We start from the raw sequence: 25,339 nt of genomic DNA, 5'->3' as shown, positions 1-25,339 counted from the left end.
AATTTAGATGTAGAAAGGCAAAAATATGTTATTACAAGACGCCGAAATTTTAACGGCAATCATTACCCCTTTTAATGAAGACGGAACAATTAATTATGCTGGTTTATCCGAGCTGGTCAACCACCTGATTGACCACAGCAGCCAGGGCTTTATCGTTGGCGGAACAACCGGTGAAGTTGCGACCTTGACCAACGATGAAAAAGTGGCCCTTTACCAAAAATTTGTCGAGATCGTTGACGGACGCGTTCCGATCGTGGCAGGAACCGGCTCAAACAATACCCAGGCAACAATTGATCTAAGCAGGCGGGTCAATCAGATTGACGGAATCACCGCACTGCTGGTGGTTGTTCCTTACTATAACAAACCTAATCAGCGCGGGATGCTGGCTCATTACACGGCAGTTGCTGATAATTCGGCGCTGCCAATCATCATTTATAATATTCCCGGCCGCACTGGTGTAACTATGGCTAACGAGACGATTTTAGAATTAGCTAAAAATCCGAAAATTATCGGCGTTAAGCAGTGTACGACAATTGAAGACCTGGAATATTTGGTTGAACATGCACCTAAAGGTTTCTTAGTTTACAGCGGCGAAGATGATCAATCGTTAGCCGCCAAGGCAATCGGGGCGCAGGGAATTATTTCGGTTGCTTCACATGTTTACGGCGACCAGATGCGGCAGATGTATGACGCTCTCGAGGCAGGAAATGTTGCCGAAGCAGGCGCATGGCAGCGCAAGTTGACCCCTAAGATGGATGCCTTGTTCATGTTCCCGTCCCCATCTGGAGTTAAAGCACTGTTAAATGCGCAAGGCTTCCATACAGGCGGCTGCCGCCTACCGATTGTTGACCTAACTGCCAAAGAAGAACAGCAATTAGCACATCGACTGGGGATGCCGCACGACGACTTACACCAGCCAATAGTTTTAGAATTAGGAGAAAGCAATGATTAAGGTTTTAGTTGCCGGTTTTAATGGTGCCATGGGTAAGCAGGCAGTCGAATTAGTGCAGTCAATGCCCGGTTACCAAGTAACTGCTGTCTTTGCTCCCAAACTGGCAAGCACCAAGCCAAGTGATTATCACTTAAACCAAGACGTTAAAATTTTTCAAACTCTAGCGGCCATTAGCGGCCAATATGATGTTTGGATTGACTTTACGGTGCCAAGTGCGGTTTATGAAAATACCAAGTTTGCCCTTGAACATAAAATTCGCCCCGTGATTGGGACCTCGGGCCTAACCGATGATCAGGTAGCAGAATTGACTGCCCTGGCTAAGCAAAACAAGGTCGGCGGGCTCATTGCCCCTAACTTCGGGCTATCTGCAGTTTTATTAATGAAATTTGCCCAAATCGCGGCGGCCTACTTTCCCGATGCCGAAGTTATTGAGATGCACCACGCAGATAAACAGGATGCACCTTCGGGAACCGCACTCAAAACTGCACAAGTAATTGCCCAAAGCCGTGATCCCAAGGTCAAGGCCAATTTTAACGATAACGCTGCCCGCGGCAAAGACTGCTACGGCGTTCCCGTCCACTCTGTGCGTCTGCCCGGCTATATCGCCCACGAACAGGTGCTGTTTGGCGGCGACGGCGAGGCTTTAACCATCAGGCAAGATTCATTTGACCGCCATTCCTTTATGCACGGAGTTGAACTTGCGTTAAAAAATGTTATGCAACTAACGGGATTAGTCATTGGCTTAGAAAATATCCTTTAGTAATCAATAAGGAGGCTTATCATGCCAGAATTAGCAATAGATTTAGAAGAAATACAAAGCCGGCTATTAGCCGGAACAGAACCATCAGGTATCCGTAAGTTTGACCAAGAAATTTCCGATATTCCGGGAATCATTAAACTAACCTTGGGCGAACCGGATTTAAATACACCGGAACATGTCAAACAGGCGGCAATTGCCAGCATTGCCAACAACGAATCGCATTACGGCAAACCTACCGGCAATCCCAAACTGCGGGCAGCAATCAGCGCTTTTTTAAAACGGAAACAAAACCTGGATTATGACCCTGATTCAGAAATTATCGTTACGGTTGGGGCAACGGAAGCCTTGGCAGCAACCTTTTTCTCCCTCTTTAATCCAGGCGATGAGGTCTTAGTGCCAGCACCGTCATATGCCCTATACTTTTCCCTGTTAGATTTATTGGGAGCAAAAACGGTGGTGCTTGATACCTCTGGCAGCGATTTCTTGCTGCAGCCGGAAGACCTGAAGCGGGCCTTGGCAGAACATCCCCAGGCAAAAGGCATCATCTTAAATTACCCGAACAATCCTACCGGCCGGGAATATCCGGCTAAGCTGCTCAAAGAATTGGCTGCCATTCTCAAGCAGCACCAACTCTATGTAATTGCGGACGAAATTTACTGCGAGCTAGTCTACGGAATGGAACACTATTCTATTGCCCGAGACATTCCGGAACGAACAATTTTAATTAACGGCTTGTCCAAGTCGCACGCAATGACCGGCTATCGTGTGGGCTACATTGCAGCACCGCAGGCAATTGCGAAATCATTTGCTAAAATTCACGGCTTGCTGGTAACGACTTCACCTAATGCAACCCAGGCAGCCGCAACCGAAGCATTGTCAGTTAAGGGCGATCAGGATCCTAAAGAGTCAGTCAAAATTTACCGCAAGCGGCAGGAACTAATGAGTACGGGTCTAACTGACTTAGGTTTCAAGGTCATCCCTCCAGAAGGCGCATTTTATCTTTTTGCTAAAATTCCGCAGCAATATCATGATGATGACATGGAATTCGCCAGACAACTGGCACACAAAGCACTTGTCGGCTGCGTGCCCGGCAGTGTTTTCGGCAACGGCGGCGAAGGTTATATCCGCTTTTCTTATGCAGCCAGTCCAGAAAATATTCAACTGGCATTAAGCCGCATCAAGAATTTTTTAAATAAATAATAAGGAAGTAATTACAATGAATGGTTATAATGTTGCGATTCTAGGAGCGACCGGCGCAGTGGGCGGCAGGCTCATCAGTCAATTGGCCCAATCAGACATTCCCGTAAAAAATCTGCGACTACTGGCTTCAAAACGATCGGCCGGAAAAACATTGAAATTCAAGGATCAGGAGCTGACGGTTGAAGAAACGACCCCCAATTCATTCAAGAATGTTGATCTAGTGTTGGCCTCTGCCGGCGGCAGTGTCTCACAAAAATTTCTGCCAATTGCTGTTAAAAACGGGGCGGTCTGCGTTGATAACACTAGCGCTTTCCGCATGGATCCCGAAGTGCCATTGGTCATTCCTGAAGTTAACCGCCAGGCACTAAAAAAGCATCACGGCATCATTGCCAATCCTAATTGTTCAACTATTCAAATGGTATTGGCATTGGAACCGATCCGGCAGGCTTATGGCTTAAAACAGATAATCGTTTCAACTTACCAAGCTGTTTCCGGAGCGGGCCAGGCAGCGTGGAATGAACTGCTGCACCAGGCGCAGCAGCGCTTAAATAATGAACCAATGACTGCCGAAATCACCCCGGTCAAAGGTGAGGCACACCACTATCCTTTGGCATTTAATTTATTACCGCAAATTGATGTGTTTGAACCAGATGGTTATACTCATGAAGAATGGAAAATGATTCACGAAACCAAGAAAATCATGTTGGATGATATGGACAGCCCAGAAATCAAGGTCACTGCCACCTGTGTGCGGGTACCCGTTGAACTGGGTCACGGCGAATCTGTTTACTTCACGGTTGACGACAAGACGGCCAAGCCAAGCGACTTGCGCCGCGTTTTAGAAGGTTTCCCAGGAATTGTCGTTCAGGATGATCCCGACGAGCAGCTTTATCCGCAGCCGTTAACTGCTGCTGGCAAGCGGGAAACTTTTGTTGGCCGCCTGCGTGCTGACGCGGAAAATCCGGGCGCCTTTAATATGTGGGTTGTTTCCGACAATCTGCTAAAAGGTGCAGCCTGGAACACGGTCGAAATCGCGGAATGTTTGGTCAAGGACGGATTGATTTAAAGATAATATAGCAAAATAGGATGAATTGAAAAAACAACCACTAATTATGTAACGTTAGTGGTTGTTTTGTTGCATCAAAAAACGATCCCTAAGGACCGCTTTTTGCACCTGTGACTGATCAGATCTCACTAGTACGCTTACGTGTTTCTGTACATGATCTGTGAACTGCTTAAACAAGCTACAACTGGTATAGCTAGTTTTTATTAATTTTATCCATTACTTTATTTGACTGTTTTTGCAACACAACTTCTTTATGCCATATATTTATTAGATCTTTTATAAAGTCGTATGTGGCTACAATGACTAGTATTGTTGTCCAACATATCAGCGTCTTGTTTTGCGAATTAATGCCATCAATAAAGCAAAAGATTGATCCAAGCAAAACCCAAAATGATAGTGTCTTCAAACTATCTATTACAATCCATTTAGCTTTTTCCATAATACTTGCTCCTATTGTTATATCTAAAAATTTCAACTCAATCTGAATTATACTTTGAATCAAAATCTTTATTTCGTTTTATTTTCTTATAATCGAAGGGAATTTCAACTATTGCAACTATAAATACTATTACTAGAAAGATTGCAAACAATAAAAGAAAAACTTTAAAAGCAAGGACAAAAGTGTAAGTTAATGCAGTTATGTAAATTACCTCTACTATCAGTAATTTTTTATCTAATTCCCTTTGATGTATATAATTACTTATAGTAACAACCTTGTTGATAAAACAGGCGCTCACTTGAGCGAATATCACGTATTCGCTTCTGTAAATTTTTGAAATAATCCAAATTATCTATCAATTTAGCAGTATTTAAAGCCGCTCCTGTGATTAAATAATCCTTTAGGACAGTAGATGCATATCGCCTAAATTGTGCCCCCCGCGCTGAACGCACACGATAGCCTATTGCCAAAATCATATCTAAATTATAAAATGCAATACTTCTAGAGATTTGTCTGTTACCTTCATTTTGAACTGTCAACTGATAGTTGACAGTTGCCTTTTCATCCAGTTCACCATCATCCAAAATTACTTTAATATGTTTACTAATATTTTGCTTTGAAGTCTGGAACAACTCGGCAATTTCCAATTGCGACAACCAGACTGTCTTATTTCGAAGATGAAGCTCAATTTGTGTTTCACCATCTTCAGTATTGTACATAATTACATCGTTTGACATACCGACCCTCTTTTAAAACCTATCAATTTTCTATGCTAATCATAAAATATTTTTAATGTACTGCAAGCAAATTTTTTCTATCCTTCCCCCTGAAAAATTTGATATTTTCTTGACTAGAACATTATAATTTGACATTTTTATATATTATTTTATCACATATAATCAGTATATATAGTTTTTTATTAGAAGTAAATCACTACGACAACTTCTCACGCGCCTTTTTAACCAGTCGTGGATTCACCATGATTTCGGTAATAAGAGCACAACCAAAATTGGCAATTGCAAAGACGAAAAATACGCCTGCGGTTCCTAGTGCATTCATCAACACTGGGAAAATTAGGCTAATAACAAAATTGGTAATCCACATCACCGCGGTTCCAATCGAATTAAAAGCCGTTTTTAAATGCTGCGGAAAAATTTCTGCTAATAACAGATATGTCACCGGACTGACAATGCCTTGCTGGGTAGATAAAAACAAGGCCAAAAGCAGCAAAACCAAAACATTGATCTCACTTTGCGGCAATGATTTTGACCGCATCACCAAAGTCAGCACCGTTAAAGTAACAACATTGGCGCACAATCCAACAACCAGCAAACGCTGATGCGAAAAATTGGCTAAAATTCTTGTTCCCAGGGTTATCGCCAGTGACGAAACAAGACCAATCAAAATATTACCGTAAAGAGATGCACCGGCACCCATGCCGACTTTTTCCAGCAAAACTGTGCCGTAATACATGACCGTGTTGATTCCCGATGCCTGTTGAACAAAACCAATGGCAATCCCTGCAAGCAGCAAGTACAACATATAGCGGTTTTTAAGGACTTTTTTCCATGAAAAAGTCTTTTCTTTAGCACGAATCGCTTGCTTGGCCTCACTGATTGCCTCGTGCACATCCAGTTTAGGAAAGCCTAGCTTAGCAAAAGTTTTCTTAGCAGAATTACGTGCCCCTTCAAGCAACTGCCAGAAGGGACTATTGGGCAGATTGAAGGATAATACCCATAACAAGAACGCTGGAATTGCCGCAACCGCCATCATGATCCGCCAAACCGGATGCCATGTTGGAAAAATCGTGGCCAAAATTGCGTTAACTGTAAAAGCCGTCAACTGGCCAAAAACGATTGCCTTGGAATTTTTATTAACATTTTCTTCCTTTAGTTTATCTGGAGAAACTTCATTTAAATACAAGGGCGACAGACTTGAAGCACAGCCAACCGATAATCCCAAGATAAAGCGTGAACCGATTAACATCCAAGAATTAACCGCAAGCGAACAGACCAAGGTGGCAACTGTAAAAATCACCGCAATCCACTGCAGCAATTTCTTCCGGCCAACATTATCAGCCAATTTCCCCACAGCCATGGCACCAAAAGCGCATCCCAATACAAGTGAACTGGAAACAAGTCCTTGCTGCGATGATGTCAGATTTAACTGGTCAGGCGCACTCAAAAAGGTGAGCGCACCGTTAATCACCCCCGTATCATAGCCGAAAAGAAACCCGCCTAATGCAATAACAAAGGCCGTATATCGTAAAAACCAACTACTTTTTTGCTTTTCTTTGTGCAAATTTTTCAACTCCCTATTCTCAAAACAGCATGCACAAATAACCCTTACCCGCGATCCAGAGATCGTGTTTAAGAGTCAGTGCAATATATCTATTATAGGAGTTTTGCTTAAAGAAGTTGCAGTAAATGCTTTTTATAAGAAGTTCACATTTTCGTTTCTTGGCAATTTATTATTTCACTGCGTTAGATTTTTTGAACGATTTTGAACGAAAATGAATGAATTTGAACGATTTTGAATCATTTTGAACAATTTTAATTTACTACATCAGCAAGCCCTGAATTTTCCGTAAAAGAATAATCAAGGCCGCGAATGCGCACAACCGGAATACTCGTTCCACGCTGTCCCATGATTAAACCAGCCGCAGCCGCCAGCATGTCACACAAAGTTTCAATATTTTTCTTTTTTCCGTCATTAGAAACACGCAAGCCCTTTATTCCATAGAGACCAACCGCAATTTGCGTCGCACCTTTTTTATCAATCCGCCCATCGCTATCTGTGATGATGACCGCAACTCTTTTACCTGTCGCTGTAAAAAATGCTGTGCCGATTTCCTTGGCAGCAGCGTCGCAATCCTTAGGCAAAGTAATCGCTGTTTTATTTTCACCCTTATCCACACCGCCGCTAGTTAAAAACAAGCCGTTCGGCAGCCAAGCGCCAAGATAATTATCCGCAAGATCTAAGCGTTTGCCCGTCGCATCTTGGGTCTGTTCTAAAATCACCTGGATCAGCCTGGCATCCTTTCTTGGCATTTGCTGATGAATTTTTTCTGCTAATTTACTTGGCTTAATCTTTTTTAAATCAACTATATTACCTTGTGCCTTTGAACAAATTTTGGAAGCAACACACAGAATATCGCCATCCTGAATAGAAAAATTTTCTTTTTGTGCTGTTTTCACCAATACTTTTCCCAAATTACAAGGTGCAGCAATCTTGGGAACATTTCGTAAACCAGCTAGTTCAAGCATTTGTTTTCTCCAAACAAAGAACCCTTCCCAATTAATTTAACTTAACATGGTCCTTTTTCGATAAAACCAATTCCGTGAAGCAGAGGTAGGAAGCTAACTCCAAGGCAGCAATCACAAACATTAAGCCGCTATCATAATTAATCCCCAGCAAAAACTTGGTATAGCCAGCCAAACTCGCTAAAACTGAAATTACCGCAAGCGGCCGGACTTTACGATTATTAATTGCTAGTAAAACCAGCAGCAGATCAGCAAAGTAACCGTAGCGCTCATGCATGGACGGCAAAAACATTGTGCAGGTCCAAAAAGTCCAGGCAGCAAGAACAACAAATTTTTCGCCATACATGTCACCGGTATTCATTTTAGTTAAAATTATCAGATAACCGCAAAGCAAAATAATAAAGGTCAACAGAATCATAAAATTCCGCAGCATCCCGTAATTGTCTAACCCCAATGCATACTTTGAATTATAGAAAAAGGTTGAAAAATTGAACAGGTTGAAAAAAAGCCCCTTAAATTCCACCGTCTGAGTTTGATAAACCTTAAACGGTGTCAGAATGCTCCTGCCAAAAATAAAGCCCGGAAGGTTGCAAAGATAAAGGGAAAGCAGCGAGATAAGGAAATTAAAAATACTGAAATCTTTGCGTATTAAATAAACCAATAAATAAAATGGCACCAGAAGCACTGCCTGCAGCTTAAAAGCAATTGCAACTCCTAAAAAAGCAAAAGAAAGGCCGTACCTGCTGATAAATAATAACCAAAGCGCAATCATCAAAAAGCCGGCATAAATTGAGTCGGCTTGAGCCCACATTGCCGAATTCAGGATGACAGTCGGCAGCAGCAGCACTAATGAATAAGGAACTAAGAAGTTAATTTTATTATTAACGCTTGTGACCAGTTTAGCAGCGAAAAACGCCAAAACAAAGTCAAACACGACGGAAAGCAGCTTGTACAAATATAAATCATTGACATGCAAATACGTAAACAGGGCTATCACAAATTGGTACGGCACGCTGTAATCACCGATTTGTGTGCGCAGTGCTCCCAGCCCGCCTAAACCACTGATAGCTTTGTACCAGGGTTTCAAATAGAAAATATAGTCACCTGATTTAAAATTAAACAGCGTCAGCCTAATTATTACAAACAACAAAGTAATTATAATTCCAAAAATAAGCTGCTTTTTCTGCAGCAACGCATCAATAAACTTCTTTTCTGCTTTAGTAATCATTCAAAATCCCTTTCACTCCTACTTTCAACCAAGAATTACAATCTTTTTATTTAGTTAATTATAGCTTATTTAAACCGAGATTTATATCGAATTTATTTTGTTGCTAGTCAATTTGTACAGATAAAAAGGACTAATTATTCTTTTTTTTGCAAAAGTTAAAGAGTAAGATTGTTATTAGTTATTGATAAAGGAATTAGCAAAACGGGATAAATGAAAATCATAAATCTAATCAAAAAATATTGGCAAATATTTTCTTACCTATTATCTGGCGGATTAACCACCCTAATTAACCTGCTGGTTTTTAATTACCTATACACATGGCAGCATCTAATTGGTTACCAGCTGGCAACTTTCATTGCCTGGCTCCTATCCGTTATTTTTGCCTACGTCACAAACAAATTATACGTATTTGACTCCCATCAGAAAACAAGTAAGGATGTCTGGAAAGAAGCCGGTTCGTTTTTCTTTTGGCGCATCCTAAGTCTCCTGATGGATTTTGCCATTTTAAAGGTGGGCATCGGCATCATGCATAAAAATGCGTTCTGGGTAAAACTGATTGACAATGTCATCGTTGTCATCGCCAACTACCTTTTCAGCAAAATCTTTATTTTTAAAAGCAAATCTTCAAATAAATAAACTTTAAGGAGCGAAATAAAATGGGACAAAAAATTACATTCTGGGTCAGCAAAATTCTTCAAATCTGCCTAGTGCTTTTCAGTGGAATAATCATTATCGGCATTGGAAATTACTGGATTAAATTTATCCAAGAGCAAGGTCTGCACCTTAGCTCACGCTCACTAATCATCTTCCTGATTTGTTTAATTGGCGGCTTCATCGCGATCAGCGGCTGCTGCTATCTCTTAGCAAAAATTCCCGATCAGCCTAACTACAACCGTTGTGTTTTACTGGGATTACTTCTTTTATTTGCTCTTATTTTCATTTTCTGGCTTCACATCACACCAACCGTGCAGTATAGTGACTACGGCGAATTTTGGCAGTCCAGTATCAAAGTACTAAAAGGGCAGCCGCTTTATCAGACAGACAATGATTACTTTGCCAAGTGGGCCTACCAAACAGGTTTTTTGTCTTATGTTATGCTGATTGTGAAATTATTTGGGGCACATATCCGGATTGTGCAGCTGTTAAATGTGTTCTATCAGTTAATTATTTTGCTGCTGACATATTGCTTATCCCAAAAACTGTTTCACAAAGTAACCGTCAGCCGCTGGAGCGTTTTTCTATTAGGGATTAACCTCGAATGGTTTGTTCTGAACAACCGTGTGACCGACCAGTATATTGGGTTGATTTTTTTCTTATTGACTTTAATCCTGATTATTGACGATCACCGTTTCAGTTGGCCAGCTGCCGGAATCACTCTCGCTCTAGCCAACTACCTGCGGCCCTTAGGAATAATTTTTATTGCCGGAATTGTCGTTTTCGGTGTGGTTTACCGCTTGCTTGCACTTCCAAAAAATAAATTGCGTAGTTGCGGCCGCATCATTGCCTTCGCTGCCGTCTACTTTCTGCTGACAACCTGCCTAGCCGGTGCAGTTAAACACTCCGGATTAAATGAGTATGGCCTCAGTAACCGCGATCCCGAATGGAAACTAGTAATGGGACTAAATTACCGTTCCAACGGCACCAACAAGGCTTTCATCAGCAAGCAGTTTAACCAGCACAGCCGCCGCCGTACAATGCAGACAAAAGAGCGGGATGTGGTTAAGAAAAACGTGCAGCAGCTAAATCGGCAGCACCAGTGGCTTAGTTTACTGATCAACAAGTTTTATTTGCTGTGGGCCTATCCATCAAACAGCCTTGACTACACATTATTCAGGAAGAATCACAGCCAGCAGCTTTACCAATTGCTGATCGATGTCGCGTTTGCAGTTAATGCCATTGAAATGCTGCTGCTTTTTATTGCTGCGATAGCGGGACTGCGTAAAAAAATGCCAGTCCAATCCTACCTACTGTTGCTAACTCTTTTTGCCTATGCCGCAGCACAACTGATAATTGAGGTGCAGGGCAGATACCGCATCGAATTCACACCAATTTTAATCATCTTCGCTTCACTGGGAGTGCAAGTAGTTCTATCTAAAATACATGAAAGAAGGGTAAAAGGGTGTCACTAAAAAAGTTAAGTATTGTTGTCCCCTGTTACAACGAACAGGAAGTCTTACCCAAGTCTGAACCAGTTTTAAAAGAGGTTGTTGAGCAATTAATTACCGACAAACAAATTGCCGATAGCAGTCAAGTCGTCTTTGTTGATGACGGCAGCCGCGATAATACCTGGCAACTAATCACGCAGTTCTGTACCAGCGAACATATTTCTGGTGTTAAACTCAGCCGTAATTTTGGCCACCAAGGAGCGCTGCTCGCCGGATTAACAACCACCAGCGACTCGGACATGGTCGTCACAATCGATTCTGACCTGCAGGATGATCCGCAAGTAATTAAACAAATGGTTGCAAAATATTACGAAGGCGCTGACGTTGTTTACGGTGTGCGCAATAACCGTAAAAGCGATAGCCATTTTAAGCGGGCATCAGCAGAATTATTTTATAAACTAATGAATTGGTTGGGCGTAAAAATGATTCCGGATGCAGCAGACTTCCGATTATTAAGTAAGCGCGCTGTAGCCACCCTCTTGTCGTATCAAGAACGCAATCTCTTCCTGCGCGGCCTGGTTCCGCTAGTTGGTTTTCCATCAGCCAAGGTCTACTACCGGCGTGAGGAACGGGCTGCCGGTAAATCAAAATATCCGCTGCGTAAAATGTTGGGGTTGGCCTTAGACGGCATCACCTCGTTTTCAATTGTTCCGATCAAGTTAATCATGGGGCTGGGCTTCATCATCGTTTTAATCGCTTTGTTCTTATTAATCTATACCATTATTCAAAAAATAACGGGCAACACGGTGTCGGGCTGGTCATCACTCATGATTTCAATCTGGGGCCTAGGCGGTATTCAATTAATCTGTATCAGCGTGATTGGCGAATACGTCGGCAAAATATTTAATGAAGTTAAAAAACGACCGCGCTTTACAATTGAACAAGATCTATATCACAAAAAGCAGCATTAATAAAAGGCATTCTCTGTTGCGAGAACGCCTTTTATTTTACTTAATTGTCACTAATGTATAATTACGTTTACCCTTGCGGACAATGACATATTGCCCGGAAAAAGCTGCACTAGGATCAACCGCAAAGTCGACTGACTGCTGCCTGTCACCATTAATATAAATTGCCCCATTTTGCACGTCTTCACGGGCCTGCCGCTTTGATGGCTCAATCTTGGTATCAACCAGAAAGTCAACAATGTTTTTACTTTCCGACCCGGATTCCGCACTCGGAGCACTCTTCAAACCTTCGGCAATTTGCTTGACCGACAAGTTTTTAATATCGCCAGAGAATAATGCATCAGTGATCATTTGCGCTTCTGCTAAGCCGGCTTCACCATGGACAAACTTAGTAACTTCTTCCGCCAATTTCTTCTGTGCAGCCCGTTTCCACGGTTCTTTCTTCACCTGTTCAGCCAACGCATCAATTTCCTCATGACTGAGGAAAGTAAAGTACTTCAGGTACTTCACAACGTCACGGTCATCCTGGTTAATCCAGAACTGGTAGAATTCATACGGACTCGTCTTTTCGGGATCAAGCCAGACCGCACCGCCGGCAGACTTGCCAAACTTGGTACCATCGGCCTTAAGCATTAACGGAATCGTCAAGCCGAAGACTTGCCGCTCGGGCCCCTGAAGTTTGTGAATCAGGTCAATGCCGGCAGTGATGTTGCCCCACTGATCGCTGCCGCCAATCTGCATTTCTACACCATAATCCTTATTCAGCTCATAAAAATCAATTGCCTGTAAAATTTGGTAAGAAAATTCGGTAAAGGAAATACCATTCTCAAGCCGACTGGCAACAACATCCTTATTTAACATATTGTTGACTTGAAAATGCTTGCCAAACTCACGCAAAAATTCAATTAAGGTTAATTTGTCAAGCCACTCAGCATTGTTGACGATTTCAAAGTTTTCTGTACCAAACAATTTTTCCATCTGTTTGGTTAAGGCAATCTCATTTTCGTGCAGCTTTTCCGCACTGAGCAGCTGTCTTTCGGATTTTCGACCCGAGGGATCGCCAATTGTCCCCGTGCCGCCGCCGATAACAATTACAGGATGGTAACCAGCTAGCTGAAATCTCTTCAAAATCATAAACGGAATCAAGTGCCCAATATGCAGCGAATCACCCGTTGGGTCGGTACCGCAGTATAAAGCCAGATTATCATGATCCGTCAAATACTTGCGCAGGCCTTCTTCATCCGTCTGCTGGTTAATCGCACCCCGCCATTTTAAATCTTCTAAAATATCAAAATTAGCCATTTTTTCCTCCGTCAAAACAAAAACGTCCCTAGATTCCGAAGAATCTAGGGACGACCAAATTATTTTCTCTTAGCCGTGGTACCACCCACGTTTGCACCAAATGGTGCCTCATAATAGTTTTTACGGGAACAACCCCACAGTATTTCATTAACTTAACCTGCCTAGTTTCCAGCAACCACTAGTTTTCTTTAACACTGAGTTAAGCAACTACTCATTTATGATAATGATTATAGTATAACTAATCAAAGTTAGCAATCACAAATTGCAATCAGTAGTAATTAAAAATTACTTGTAAAAGCCCTTAGCCTTTAATCCATAAGCTTTCCCGGCAGTCATATCATACTGGATTAACTCATAATCTTTCAGAATCGCTTGTTGCTTCTTGGACAAACTCTTCGGATCGACAATCTCGCCCCGTTTATTAACCAGTTCAAAGCCCTTGCCGCCGTCAAAGTTAATTGTGATAGCTGGAAGCTTTTGGTGAATTTCCGTCAGCAAAGCTTGGTATGGCGTAACTTTCGAATTAGTCTGCTCAAGCATCATGGCAATGAAATCACTGGAATTAACGAACTCATTCTCTTTTGTTCCTAGTTTTTCCTTGGCACCATGTTCCCGTGCGTACTTGTTCGAATAAATAAAGTAACGCGTTGAGTGCATTTGTACCGGATATTCCGTGGTATAGCTCTGTGACAAAATACTTGGATAATGGTCGCCGTAAAAGACAAGCGTGATTGGTTTCTGAATTTTATCAATTTGTCCAATAAATTTCTTGACCGCCTGATCCGTGTACTGAGTTCCCTTCACATAGGTTTCCATCTGTGCCCGAACCGCTGCTGAATTAAACAATTTACCAGAGATCTTGCCCAGATATTCATTCTTCGGATACCAATCATTATATGGCATATGGTTCTGAATCGAGATCAGGTTGATAAACTGCCCGCCTTGACGCGCATTGATTTGCCGCAAACCGTTAGCATAAGTTGTAAAGTCGGAATTATACTCATTCTTTCCTAACTTCTTTTGGTCAATTATTTGATATTTTGAACCAACATAGACAAACTTATTAAACTTAAAGCGGTGATAGTCTTCCACCCGCGAGTAATAAGTCCCAATAAACGGGTGAATTGCTGACTTGTAATTAAAGTTCATTCCAATAGTTGGGTAAAAATCATAATTCGGAACAACTTGAACATAAGGTGTCAGGCTGGACTTAAACATCCCCATGTTAAAGCCTGTCAGAGTTTCCCACTCCATGTCGGCCGTGCCGCCGCCATAACCGGCACTGAGCATCGTTCCGTAAGTTGAACGTGGCTTCATCGACTGGATAAACTTAACCGGATTTGGCGCAGTTTTATCAATCCGAATCTCCGGGAAGGTGCTAGGATCAACAAAACTCTCACTCAAGTTAAAAATCACGGTCTGTTTAGCAACGTCATTGCTTCTCGTCTTATTAATCTGGGCAGCAACCCCCTGATATTTTTTATCCAAGCGATTAATTGCTGCCTTCGAATAATTGGTCGGCTTATCCATGACCTGTAGGTCTATATAATTCAAGAAGTTTAAAATTGGTCCGTTAACCTGAATGTCACGTTCCGGGTTTCTGAAGATCTGCTTATTGTCAAAGCCCCGGTTGATCCGGTAAATAATTCCGCTGTCATGGTTAAAGCGCAACGGCGTCATAAACAGCAGCAGGCTCAAAAGTGCCCAAATACCGCGTTTTTTCCACGAACCTTTCTTTGGAATTTTAACTTTCAACTCAAGGAAAACATCAATAGCAACCACAACCACTAGCGCCACTAAAATGATGATGACTAGTTTCTTGCCCACCATCGGCAAGAGCGTGCGCCAATTGACAATTTCACTGAGTTCTGAAGGATAGATTGGTTCTGCTCGCAGCGTCAGCTTAATTTTATTGGCAACGGCCCAGCCAATAGCCAAAATGCTGACAATGGTAGTAGAGGTCCAGTAGCGTGTCGTCACGAAGTACAGAATTGAGAACAAGGCATCAAGGAAAATTGCTGTTAAAATAATGGCAAAGAAGTGCGTGCCCAGCAGGTATACAATCGCGTTAATATTCTTATCCGTGCCGATCTGAATTCTAAAATTGTCCGATTCAATTAAGAACGAGGCAAAACTCAGAATGTAAAACCAGGCCCATGTGTAAAGATTAATTCGATGAGCTACCAGCCATTTCCAGACTTTGTTGGCAGCGACCTGTAAATCCTCAACCAGATTGTCATGGTGCTCTAAATAAGTCACAATCTGCGCAAACGGCTGCAGTTTAAACAAGTACTGGTGGCACAACAGCCCCCAGGCAATTGCAACAATCAGCAGCAGGATCATCATCAGCATTTTGTTGACAAGCGATGAACCTGTGAAGCGGAATGAGTTCATGAATGACGCTGAAATCGGCGCATCCATAAAGATAATTACTGGAATAAGGTAACGCAGCTGAACCTGATTAAAGCTGACGATAACTTTCTTGAAAACAAGAAAAACCGCAATAACCAGCAGCAACATAAATGGTGAAGACGGGTTATTCAAGAATTGATTATTCCAGTTACCGCCACTACCGGCAATAACTTGCGACCAATAGACGGCATCAAAACCCGATACCCCAATTACAACCACAACAAAGGAAATTAATCCGGCCAAAATTGAATATCTGACCAGCTTGCCGCTAACCTTAACATTTGCTAAAAACATGCCCCAAGCAAAGAACAAAATCAAATAGAAGCCATAAATTGAGTAAATAAAGGGAAGCGTGCCAGCACTGAGAGCAAAACCCAGCAGGCTGAGAGTGCTAAGTACCAATAAATTCTGCTTGGTTGTCAGCTTATGCTGCAGTTCAAGCAAAGACGGCTGCACCAACAGACTAAAAATCAAGCCTGACAAGAGAACCGAAGTGCTGGTGATAATCGGAAACAATGCCCCAAAAACACGCCACATATTAAAGTGCCACGGAGATTTCAAGAAAAAGAGCAGGTAATAGACAATTAACGTGACAAAGGCAATTGCCCAATACCTAAAGCTTTCACTTGGATGGACTTTTTTCTTGCTGAAAACCGCACCAAAGACCATGGGTACCAGAATTAAGGTCGCATTATGGGCCATCTGCGGCAAAAAGCGCAAAAACGCAAAATGTGCCTTACCTGCTGCTCCCCGAAAACTATACATTTGCAGCAGCATAAAGAAAGCCGCAGCGAGCAAACAAATAATTTGAATGACTGTTGATGATTTCTTATTTTTATTCATTTTCCTAGTTTATATCCCTACTAAAAATTGCTGTTTCACGATTGAGTCTTGCTGCCCCATCGTTTTTTGATTGTGGACAAAATATCAACTTTTTTGCCATGACCCGTAAAGAAAGCCACAAGGTCATGCCGAAATTGCCAGGCCATGATGATGGCAATCAAAGAAAAGACCACACCTGCTTCCTGCATCTTTACCAGTTCATAGCCACTAAACAAAATAATAAAGACCAGCGGCGGAATCGTCAAATTTTTCATAATAATTATTAAAAATAAAGCGATCAGCAAGGTGATAATTCCGGCCGGTAAATCATAAATCAGGGCGAGGAGGGCAGCAACCGCAACGCCCTTTCCGCCCTTAAAATCGTTTAAGACGGGAAAGCAGTGCCCAAGAACTACACCTAAGCCAGCATATGCTAAATTAATTTTCCCTGGCAAAAGGAAAAAGACAAGCAGCAAGGCCAGAAAGGTTTTTAAAAAATCGCCCAGACAGGTGATGACCCCCCATTTCTTGCCGTAAACGGCACCAATATTAGCGGTTCCAGGATTACCCGAACCCACTTTGGTCGGATCGCTGTGAAAAACAAACCGGCCAATAATCATTGCAAACAGGATATTGCCGAATAAGTAACCAATTAAAATTGACCACACCCGTGCCATTAATTATCACCCTCTTCAACATAATCATCGTAAATATTATAATTTTGTGCAGTTGGATTTTTAAAACTAAAGCCATTAGCAATATTGCGCTGATTTTGGTAAGTTTCATTATTATTCAGCAACTGCTTCTTAAGTCCTAATTCACCGCGTAAATAATCCGAAACACGCTGCAGCTCTGTAGTGGACTGAACTTGGTATGCACTTCCGTCAATTGTCACATTGCTGCCATGGAGATAGTCATTTTTAACTGTCCGGGCACAGCCGCGGTAATTAAGAACAATCTGCCGCAGCGCATCAAATGTTAGGTTGGTTTTCACGTTGCCGGCAATGGCTTCTAAAATTGCATCAATCTTGGACAGCGAATTCAGTGAGATGGTTTTTTCTACCAAAGTAGTAATTACCTGCCGCTGGCGCGCTTGCCGGCCATAATCACCATCAGGATCATCATAACGCATGCGGGAATAGGCCAAGGCGCTTGCGCCGCTCATATGGGTGAGCTGTCCCTTTTGAAAAGAATATCCGCCGTAGGCAAAAGTCAAAGTCGGTCTGATATCAATTCCGCCAACATAGTGGATAATCTTCATAATCCCCTCCATGTTGACAATCGCATAATATTTAACCGGTACTGCAAGCAGTTTGGAAACACTGGTCATTGCCATCTTGGCGCCGCCAATTGGGTATGCCGCGTTGATCTTTTCAGCCTGAAAATTTTTGGTTCCAACCATCTGCGCCATCGTGTCGCGCGGAACTGACATTAATGTGTAGCGTTTCTTCTGAGGATTGACTGCCGTTAAAATTATCGTATCGGTGTTGCCGATTTTTTCTTTGCGGTCAAACGCACCCGTATCCGTGCCCATTAATAACACTGCAAACTTATTTTTACCGTTAAATTCGCCGTCCCTTATTTCAACGCGATTGTTATTGTCATACACGCTGTCGGCTGTCTTTTTTGTTTTAAAATAAATATAAGCTGAATAAACAGCAGTCGCAGTAACAAGTGCTACCAGTACTGCCAGAATGCGAATTAAAACCCGATGCTTTACGCGGTAATCTTTCGCATGCAATTCAACTCGAGATTTCCCCGGATGGTTATCGTTATTCTTCATATTATTACCTGTGTGTCAATTGACAATGAACGTATTATAACAAAAAAAGCAAATCACTGCTGATTTGCTTTCGATATCTTATTAAAATCATTACATTCTTCAACTTAACATTAGGGTCAAAGTAAAACGCTGGTTGCTGTCGGCAGCCAAAGTCAAATTATCAGCCGCAGCAATTACACTTTTGTCTTTTACAGCCAAAGCAAAGTCTACGGATGCGAGCTTCAGCTGGTAGTCCTTCTTTTTGGTTAACGTAACCCCATTAATTTCGCCACTGCTGGTCCAGCCAGCAATAATTGGAACAATTGCTGTCAGCGAAAACGGCATCTCCTTATGTGAATTATTTCGTAAAAAGAAACCGACTTTCAGCTGATTGCCCTCAAGCTCATACGTAATCACAACTTCAAAATGATACGGAAAAACCTGATAGCTTTCTTTGGTATCAATCAAAGTAAGGCTGACATGGGTATCGCCCTTATCAACAACCGTCCATGGTAATAAAGCCGCCCAATCTTTTTCGCTGCTGATTGCTGGAAAAGCAATTGTTATTTTTTGCTGCGCATTATTATCCTTAAAATAATCAAATTGGGCGTTTTTTAAAACAAGATCTGTTATTTGTGCGCCATTTTCGGCAACAGATGCTTGCAGAAAGGAATTTTCAATTGTTTGCATATTTCACCCCAAACTTTCTCCCTCTATAAAAATAGCACTTTATAAGGGTGAGTGTCAATTTTTCTTAGCAATTCCATCACTTAACATCATGTTATATAACAAATAATTGCTAAAATTGGACTAAATCATTTAAACAGAATTATTGTAAATTTCCCTTTGTTATAATATACTTAACTTGTTCCTTAAGTATAATTGCTCTTGGAACAAGTTAATAAAAAATGGCATCCTAATGTTTAGGGTGTCTTTTTTTATTAAATTTGGTAATCCATGCGGTCACGTGATGCCTCTGTGAGGTCGGCAGAAACCGAAACCACAAACGAGCCATCATCAGCAAGTTCAATTTCATCAGGTACACTGCTTTTGGGCAGAGTCACCTTATTATATAATCTGCTTGCAAGGGTGTCTGCAGCCATTTTTAACGCATCTTTTAACCCTTGTCCCTCAGTAATCGCACCCTTAACATCTGGAAAACTAATAACATAAATATCATCTTCCAGCGGTTTAAAGATTGCTGGATAAGTTACAATTTTATGATTCAAGTTACTTCCCCCTTATTGTCACAAGTCTCAATATTAATGATACCGCTAAAATTCACAAAAAGAATATCAAATATCCTAAAATTTTACTTGCTTATTTTTCTGTAAGCGTTATACTATAGCTATAAACGAATAGGGATAGTTACAGGTAAAGCTGGCGTGGCCTACTAAATCATGATGGTTTGGTGGGCCTTTTTTCGTTTTTATTGTGAAAGGAGTAAGCAAATGACAGAAGGAGCTTGAAATGATTATCAAGAAAAAGTTAAACAATAATGCAGTTATTGCCTATGGTCAAGACGGGATTGATCAGATTCTAACTGGCAAGGGCATCGGTTTTAAAAAGAACAGAGGCGATAAAGTAGCAGAAGAAAAGCTGGAAAAAGTGTACAAGTTGAGTTCCGCGGAAAGACAAAATAAATTGATCAGCATAGTAGGAACTATTCCACTGCAATATTTGGATTTTACCGACCGCATAGTTAAAGAATTGACTATCAATTTAAACGAAAAGTTTGACGACAATATTTATATTGCTTTAACTGATCATATTTATTTTACGATTTCCCGCTATCGCAATAAGGAAAATGTAAATACTTCTCTTTTATGGGAAGTCAAAGATATTTATCCTAAAATTTACAAGGAATCACTGCGGATTGTCCACGAAATAAACGCGACATTTAACGTTAATCTTCCGCTGGAGGAAGCCCGTCTTTTAACATTTCATATTGCAGATAATCTAAAAACAAACCTGCAGAACTTCGACGTTGGTGAATCCATCCGGATGGTAACGGATATGCTCAATATTGTTAAATATTATTTCAACCTCGATTATGACGAAAATTCACTTGAGTACACTCGTTTTGTAATTCATTTGAAGTTTTTAACTAAACGGATATTAAGCAAGGAGAAGCAAACTTCGGAAGCAGTCTTTTTCTACTCCGAGTTACCGGAAAAAATGCCACAAGCATTCAAGTGTATGCAAAAAATAAAAGAATACATTCTCAAAACGCAGAATTTCTCATTGTCGATTGGCGAACAATCATATTTAACAATTCATATCCAACGAATAATTTTAAAGCAAAAGTAAAGAAGGAAATAAATTGAATAATCAAGAAATTGCCCAAAATCTATTAAATGATTTAGGCGGTGAAAGCAATGTCTTAACTTACACACATTGTGCAACTAGATTGCGTTTCACTTTGAAAGATGACAGTAAAGCTAAGACAGCAGAAATAGAAAAAATTCCTAGTGTGATTTCTGTTGTCCAAGCTGCCGGCCAATACCAAATTGTTTTTGGTCCCAAAGTAATTGATGTCTACAATGCAATGAAGGAAATATTGAATACAGATGCTGCCCCTAAAACAGAGGCCGAGCCTAAGCATAAAAATATTTTCAATGCATTAATTGACTTAGTATCCAGCATTTTTACGCCAATTTTGTATGTGTTAATTGGCTCAGGAATCATCAAAGGATTGTTGTCCATTTTTACTTCATTAAAATGGATGAGCACAACTTCAGGTACTTATGAAATATTTAATGCTGCAGGCGACAGTCTATACTACTTCCTGCCGATGATTCTAGCCATCACCTGTTCTAAAAAATTCAAAACCAATATCTTTGTTTCAGTCACCATTGGTGGTGCATTAGTTTACCCTAATATCGCTGCCCTCTATGGCAAGACCGTTCAATTCATGCACATTCCAATTGGTATTGCTACTTTTAAGAGCAGCGTTTTCCCAATTATCTTTGCAATTTTTACTCTGTCGTACTTGGAAAAGTTTCTAAAAAAGGTCATCCCCGCTTCGGTTGAAAGCATCTTTGAACCATTAATCTCACTCTTAATCCTAGTGCCTCTGACAATTATTGTCTTTGGTCCAATTGGTTCAGCACTCGCTGATTGGATTGCCAGCTTCTACATGTATCTTTACGGCTTAAGCAAAGTGATCGCCGGCGGCTTCATTGGTTTCTTTGCCCAGGCAATGGTTGTTTTCGGCATCCACTGGGGCTTATTCCCAATTATTTTTTCCAATATTCAAAAGTACGGCTTTGACACAATCCTGGCAGTTTTTGGCCCAAGTATTATTTCCCAATCGGGAGCCGCTTTAGGTATTTTCCTGAGAACCAAAGATGCCAATATGAAGAAAATTTCCTCTTCTGCTACCCTAATGGGTTTCTTCGGTATCTCCGAACCCGCAATTTACGGTGTAACATTAAAATATAAGCGGGCCTTCTTAATGGCTATGATCGGTGGCGGAGTTGGTGGTGCCATTGCTGGTGCTGCCGGCTCACGTGCTACTGCCGTCGCCGTTGCCAGTGTGCCAAGCTTCCCCGTTTACTTCGGACACGGCTTTTTGCAATTCGTAATTGGTTACTTTGCTGCCTTCTTTATTGCCGCAATTTTAACCTATCTTTTCGGTTATGACCCAAGTGTTGAAGCCAGTGCGCAATCTGCTACCACAAAGACAAGCAAGCAGACTGCAGTTCCTGCCAGCACTTCAAATACATCTAACGTTGAAGCTTGGAGCGACCAAGACATCATTGCACCGGTCACTGGAAAAGCTATTTCTTTAAAAAAAGTCGGCGATGAAGTATTTTCATCAGAATCACTCGGAAAAGGCATGGCTTTTTCTCCTGAATTAACTAAGCAAAATGTTATTGCACCAGTTGCAGGTGTTGTCACCGCAACCTATCCCACCAAACACGCATACGGAATTACCGGCAAGGATGGGCGGCAGTACCTTATCCACATTGGCATCAATACTGTTGATTTAAAAGGAAAATATTTTACCGACGCAATTGCCAAAGATAGTGCAGTAAATCAAGGTGATACACTCTGCAAAGTTGATTTTGCCGGTATTTCTTCTGAAGGCTACGACCCGACCGTGATCGTAACGTTAATTAATTCAACGGCAAACACCAGAGCTATAATTAATGAAAAAGACCAACTGCAGTCTGGGCAGCCGGCCCTAACCTTTTCTGAAAATTAGTTACGGAGATTAACAATGATTATTAAAGATTCAGCTTACGGCAACATTTGGGGGCGACTTGACCCGCAGGTTTTAGCGCGGACAAAGAAAAAGAAGGCTTTTTCCGACGGTGAAGCAAACCAGGTAATTGATGTGACACAAGTTGATTTTGCTCAAGCAAGAAAGGGGATGGGCTCTCCTAATAAAGACATGACCAGCACGCCAATCGATGTGAAAAGTATCCTGATTAAGTGTAAAAACAGGTACATTCCTGCACTAGTTTGTCATCCACATGACCTAAAAATGGTAACTAATGCCTGTCTTTATTTGCATGGCGGGGGCTTTATCGGTGGTGACAGTACAATTATGCTCAATCAATGCCGCTTAATTGCCGAAAAAGCAAACTGTACGGTGATCTCGCTTGATTACCGTTTGGCACCGGAAACACCTTTTCCAGGCGCATTAAACGACACAATTGAGACAATTACCTGGATTATTGAGCACCAACAATCTTTAGGTTTTACTAATTCAAAAATATTTGTTGCTGGCGATAGTGCAGGTGGGAACCTAGCTGTAGCCTGCGGCCTATTAGACAAACTCCACCAAATCAAGCAGGTCATTTCAATCTATGGTGCTCTTGATCTGCAAGAAGTAGACAAGACCATCTATCACTGGAATTATGAACTTTATCAGATGGCTAATGAGGAGCAAGAATACATTCATACTAGGCTAAACAAAATCATGTACATTACTAATTTGATGCGTCCCCTTTATAGCGAGAATGAAGATGTTACCAACCCTTTGATCAGCCCCGTCTACGCAACTGATTTCACCAACATCCCTCCTGTAATAATGATCGAAGCGGAGTTTGATTATTTTCTGCAGAGTAATAAATACTTTGCTAAATTGCTAAACGACAATGGAAAAGAAGCACAGGAAATTTTGTACAAGGGCCTTGACCATGGCTTCTTTGACCGTCTAGGCTATTTAAAGCAAACCGAACAGGTCTGCGATGATATTGCCAAAATAATTAATAAATAATATTTTCAACTCAGTCATACTGAGCAGATCAAAAAAGATTATCCCAAGCGATAATCTTTTTCTTTACACTAATTTACTTTAAAATTTGGCAACATCATAATGATACATGTCACCTGATTGAACAAATGTACAATTAATTTTATTATCAAAAATTTCAGGCAAATACTCAACCATATATTTCATGCCAAATTCTTCTAGATTAAAATGTCCAATTGTAACTAATGCTTTGTTTAATCCTAACATACTACTATCTCTTATATATTCACTTAAAGTAAAATCAATTGTTTCCATTTCTAAAACCAAATCGATATTCTCTTTATCAACTTTAGTAATAATATCTTTTGCATCTCCCAAATTATGTCCAGGTATAATTATATTTTTAACTTTTGTTTTGGGATTACCATAGATCTTTGTTCCATTTAAATTACCTACTTTTATTAATTTTTGAGATATATCAAAAGCAGTAGTTTCTGGGATAGTAAATTGTCGATATCTTGTTAACCCATATCTAGGACTGCTATCTTTTCCTTCAACAACATATTTATCCCAGCCAAGTAATTTAGCGACACCATAAAATATACCGTCAACCATTTTGCCATTGACTGGTATTCCCGCATAATGAACATGATCATGATCTCGCCAAACCGTTATTTTATGCTCGTTCAATAATTTTTTCTTTAATAAATAAGTCGCATTATCTTTATATTGAAGCCAATCAGTATGATCACCGTGATTCCAAAATAATGCTTCATGAGAAACTATCAGATTAGCTCCAAGCTTAATTGCTTTTTTTATAACATCAATACTAGCCCAGGTAGTTATAACAATTCCTGTACATTCCTCTTCAACATGGTTAAAAAGAACTTTATCTCTAGTAGTATTTTTATTTATATTGTTTTCAGTATGATATTCTTTTATTTTTTTAATTACTTCTGATACTTTCATTTGTTTACTTCCCTTTTTAAACTATTTGCTTAGTTATCTGCTGTAAATGCATAATCAAATACAATTTTTCAGAATTAGTCAACTTATATCCAAATTTTTTATTTAAATATTCTATAATTACAGCAATACAATTTTTTAATTTAGGATATAGTTTAGCCATCTCGAAATATAAAATTTTATCTTCATCAGAATCACTAAAATGTTCTTTTTTTTGAATCCTATCAATTAAAAATCTTAAATGAGTTGTTAATCTTCTACTATTGATTTTCCTATTATTTAAATCTATTCTTAGTTCTCGAGAAATTATTTGCTTAATTCTTATAATAGCTTGATCTTCTTGATCTAAAATAATCCTGTTATCATTTTTATCATCTTTTTTTTGATACTCATTTTCAATAAAATGGATAGTTAAAAAGCCTATTTCACTATCATTTAATTTGATATTAAATTCACGCTCAATCATCAATTTACTCACAATCGCTTGATTATATTCTTTCGGATATGCTTCTTTAATATCTTTCAAAGCAATATTATTATTTTCATTAGAACGTTGAACTGCAAAATAAATATGATCAGTCAAAGAAATCAATAAAAATGGATTGAATTTTACGTTTAATTTATTTTCTGCTTTTTTAACAATTTCTTTAGTTAACTCAAAATATGAAAGAGGAATTTCATCACTAAGCGAAATAAATGATCTTACCCATTCAGACTCAGATTCTTTAACAAACAGTGAATCTCCTTTATTTATCTCTATGTTTTCACCTTTAGATTTTTGAAACCCAACTCCTTTGCCCCAGAGAATACTTTCCTTGTCAGTTTCCTCATTTTTTACAAGAATTATATTATTATTGAAGATTCTTAATATTTTCATAAACATTCTCC

The 25,339-nt window shown here is 40.3% G+C and carries 22 protein-coding genes and 1 pseudogene; 10 read left to right on the top strand and 13 right to left on the bottom strand.

Annotation, left to right across the window (positions count from 1 at the left end):
• Positions 1-25: 25 nt before the first annotated feature.
• The 4 genes from dapA to PT285_RS01220 are packed head-to-tail and all read left to right on the top strand — an operon-like array spanning position 26 to position 3,978.
• Positions 26-952, top strand: coding sequence for a 4-hydroxy-tetrahydrodipicolinate synthase (gene dapA / locus PT285_RS01235; protein WP_277147205.1), 927 nt, complete (start codon positions 26-28; stop codon positions 950-952).
• The gene (dapB, locus tag PT285_RS01230; protein ID WP_277147203.1) at positions 945-1,712 is read left to right on the top strand and encodes a 4-hydroxy-tetrahydrodipicolinate reductase; all 768 of its coding nucleotides are present in this window, start codon (positions 945-947) and stop codon (positions 1,710-1,712) included. The genes dapA and dapB overlap by 8 nt, the downstream gene beginning before the upstream one ends.
• Positions 1,713-1,733: 21 nt before the next feature.
• Entirely contained in the window at positions 1,734-2,912 is a 1,179-nt protein-coding gene (locus PT285_RS01225) for an aminotransferase class I/II-fold pyridoxal phosphate-dependent enzyme (RefSeq protein WP_277147201.1), read from the top strand.
• A 16-nt stretch (positions 2,913-2,928) separates the two neighbouring features.
• Entirely contained in the window at positions 2,929-3,978 is a 1,050-nt protein-coding gene (locus PT285_RS01220) for an aspartate-semialdehyde dehydrogenase (protein ID WP_277147199.1), read from the top strand.
• 193 nt (positions 3,979-4,171) lie between these two features.
• Here PT285_RS01220 and PT285_RS01215 read toward each other — a convergent pair whose 3' ends face one another.
• The 5 genes and pseudogenes from PT285_RS01215 to PT285_RS01195 form a co-directional block, all read right to left on the bottom strand.
• Positions 4,172-4,417 carry a hypothetical protein gene (locus PT285_RS01215; RefSeq protein ID WP_277147197.1) on the bottom strand — a complete coding sequence of 82 codons (246 nt, stop codon included), beginning with the start codon at positions 4,415-4,417 and terminating at the stop codon, positions 4,172-4,174.
• Positions 4,418-4,692: 275 nt separating this feature from the next.
• Positions 4,693-5,154: pseudogene (locus PT285_RS01210) on the bottom strand (virulence RhuM family protein); the annotation flags it as partial.
• Between the two features lie 196 nt (positions 5,155-5,350).
• The gene (locus PT285_RS01205) at positions 5,351-6,718 is read right to left on the bottom strand and encodes a sugar porter family MFS transporter (protein WP_277147195.1); all 1,368 of its coding nucleotides are present in this window, start codon (positions 6,716-6,718) and stop codon (positions 5,351-5,353) included.
• 251 nt (positions 6,719-6,969) lie between these two features.
• Positions 6,970-7,683 (bottom strand): coenzyme F420-0:L-glutamate ligase, encoded by a 714-nt coding sequence (locus PT285_RS01200; protein WP_277147193.1) that lies wholly within the window; start codon positions 7,681-7,683, stop codon positions 6,970-6,972.
• Between the two features lie 31 nt (positions 7,684-7,714).
• Positions 7,715-8,908, bottom strand: coding sequence for a hypothetical protein (locus PT285_RS01195; RefSeq protein WP_277147191.1), 1,194 nt, complete (start codon positions 8,906-8,908; stop codon positions 7,715-7,717).
• Positions 8,909-9,118: 210 nt separating this feature from the next.
• Between PT285_RS01195 and PT285_RS01190 the strand changes: the two genes are divergently transcribed.
• The 3 genes from PT285_RS01190 to PT285_RS01180 are packed head-to-tail and all read left to right on the top strand — an operon-like array spanning position 9,119 to position 11,984.
• Positions 9,119-9,544: a GtrA family protein gene (locus PT285_RS01190; protein ID WP_280927870.1), complete on the top strand. Its 426-nt coding sequence runs from the start codon at positions 9,119-9,121 to the stop codon at positions 9,542-9,544.
• Between the two features lie 20 nt (positions 9,545-9,564).
• On the top strand, positions 9,565-11,037 hold the full coding sequence (locus PT285_RS01185) for a hypothetical protein (RefSeq protein WP_277147189.1): 1,473 nt from the start codon (positions 9,565-9,567) through the stop codon (positions 11,035-11,037).
• Positions 11,028-11,984: a glycosyltransferase family 2 protein gene (locus PT285_RS01180; protein WP_277147187.1), complete on the top strand. Its 957-nt coding sequence runs from the start codon at positions 11,028-11,030 to the stop codon at positions 11,982-11,984. The genes PT285_RS01185 and PT285_RS01180 overlap by 10 nt, the downstream gene beginning before the upstream one ends.
• Before the next feature lie 36 nt (positions 11,985-12,020).
• On the opposite strand, the gene tyrS is transcribed toward PT285_RS01180, so the two are convergent.
• The 6 genes from tyrS to PT285_RS01150 form a co-directional block, all read right to left on the bottom strand.
• A complete protein-coding gene (gene tyrS, locus PT285_RS01175) occupies positions 12,021-13,283 on the bottom strand; it encodes a tyrosine--tRNA ligase (protein ID WP_277147184.1) in 1,263 nt (420 codons plus the stop codon).
• Positions 13,284-13,568: 285 nt separating this feature from the next.
• Positions 13,569-16,538, bottom strand: coding sequence for an LTA synthase family protein (locus PT285_RS01170; protein ID WP_277147182.1), 2,970 nt, complete (start codon positions 16,536-16,538; stop codon positions 13,569-13,571).
• A gap of 35 nt (positions 16,539-16,573) precedes the next feature.
• A complete protein-coding gene (locus PT285_RS01165; RefSeq protein ID WP_277147180.1) occupies positions 16,574-17,194 on the bottom strand; it encodes a glycerol-3-phosphate acyltransferase in 621 nt (206 codons plus the stop codon).
• On the bottom strand, positions 17,194-18,300 hold the full coding sequence (locus PT285_RS01160) for an LCP family protein (RefSeq protein WP_277147178.1): 1,107 nt from the start codon (positions 18,298-18,300) through the stop codon (positions 17,194-17,196). The genes PT285_RS01165 and PT285_RS01160 overlap by 1 nt, the downstream gene beginning before the upstream one ends.
• A gap of 99 nt (positions 18,301-18,399) precedes the next feature.
• Positions 18,400-18,969, bottom strand: a complete 570-nt coding sequence (locus PT285_RS01155) for an aldose epimerase (RefSeq protein ID WP_277147176.1) — start codon at positions 18,967-18,969, stop codon at positions 18,400-18,402.
• A gap of 251 nt (positions 18,970-19,220) precedes the next feature.
• Complete coding sequence (locus PT285_RS01150; RefSeq protein WP_277147174.1) at positions 19,221-19,508, bottom strand: type II toxin-antitoxin system HicB family antitoxin; 288 nt, start codon at positions 19,506-19,508, stop codon at positions 19,221-19,223.
• A gap of 241 nt (positions 19,509-19,749) precedes the next feature.
• On the opposite strand from PT285_RS01150, the gene PT285_RS01145 reads away from it, so the two are divergent.
• Genes PT285_RS01145 through PT285_RS01135 form a run of 3 tightly spaced genes read left to right on the top strand, consistent with a single transcriptional unit; the run spans position 19,750 to position 23,509 of the window.
• Positions 19,750-20,589: a PRD domain-containing protein gene (locus tag PT285_RS01145; protein WP_277147172.1), complete on the top strand. Its 840-nt coding sequence runs from the start codon at positions 19,750-19,752 to the stop codon at positions 20,587-20,589.
• Positions 20,590-20,602: 13 nt separating this feature from the next.
• Positions 20,603-22,489: a beta-glucoside-specific PTS transporter subunit IIABC gene (locus PT285_RS01140; protein WP_277147170.1), complete on the top strand. Its 1,887-nt coding sequence runs from the start codon at positions 20,603-20,605 to the stop codon at positions 22,487-22,489.
• Between the two features lie 15 nt (positions 22,490-22,504).
• Positions 22,505-23,509 (top strand): alpha/beta hydrolase, encoded by a 1,005-nt coding sequence (locus tag PT285_RS01135; protein ID WP_277147168.1) that lies wholly within the window; start codon positions 22,505-22,507, stop codon positions 23,507-23,509.
• Between the two features lie 78 nt (positions 23,510-23,587).
• Here the strand turns inward: PT285_RS01135 and PT285_RS01130 are convergent, their stop codons facing one another.
• Both PT285_RS01130 and PT285_RS01125 read right to left on the bottom strand, forming a co-directional pair.
• Entirely contained in the window at positions 23,588-24,454 is an 867-nt protein-coding gene (locus PT285_RS01130; protein ID WP_277147166.1) for a Nif3-like dinuclear metal center hexameric protein, read from the bottom strand.
• Positions 24,455-24,470: 16 nt separating this feature from the next.
• Positions 24,471-25,328 carry a PRD domain-containing protein gene (locus PT285_RS01125; RefSeq protein WP_277147164.1) on the bottom strand — a complete coding sequence of 286 codons (858 nt, stop codon included), beginning with the start codon at positions 25,326-25,328 and terminating at the stop codon, positions 24,471-24,473.
• Positions 25,329-25,339 lie beyond the last annotated feature (11 nt).

It is taken from the genome of Lactobacillus sp. ESL0791, assembly GCF_029433255.1.
Taxonomy (GTDB): domain Bacteria; phylum Bacillota; class Bacilli; order Lactobacillales; family Lactobacillaceae; genus Lactobacillus.
This window is presented reverse-complemented; position numbering and strand designations above follow the sequence as displayed.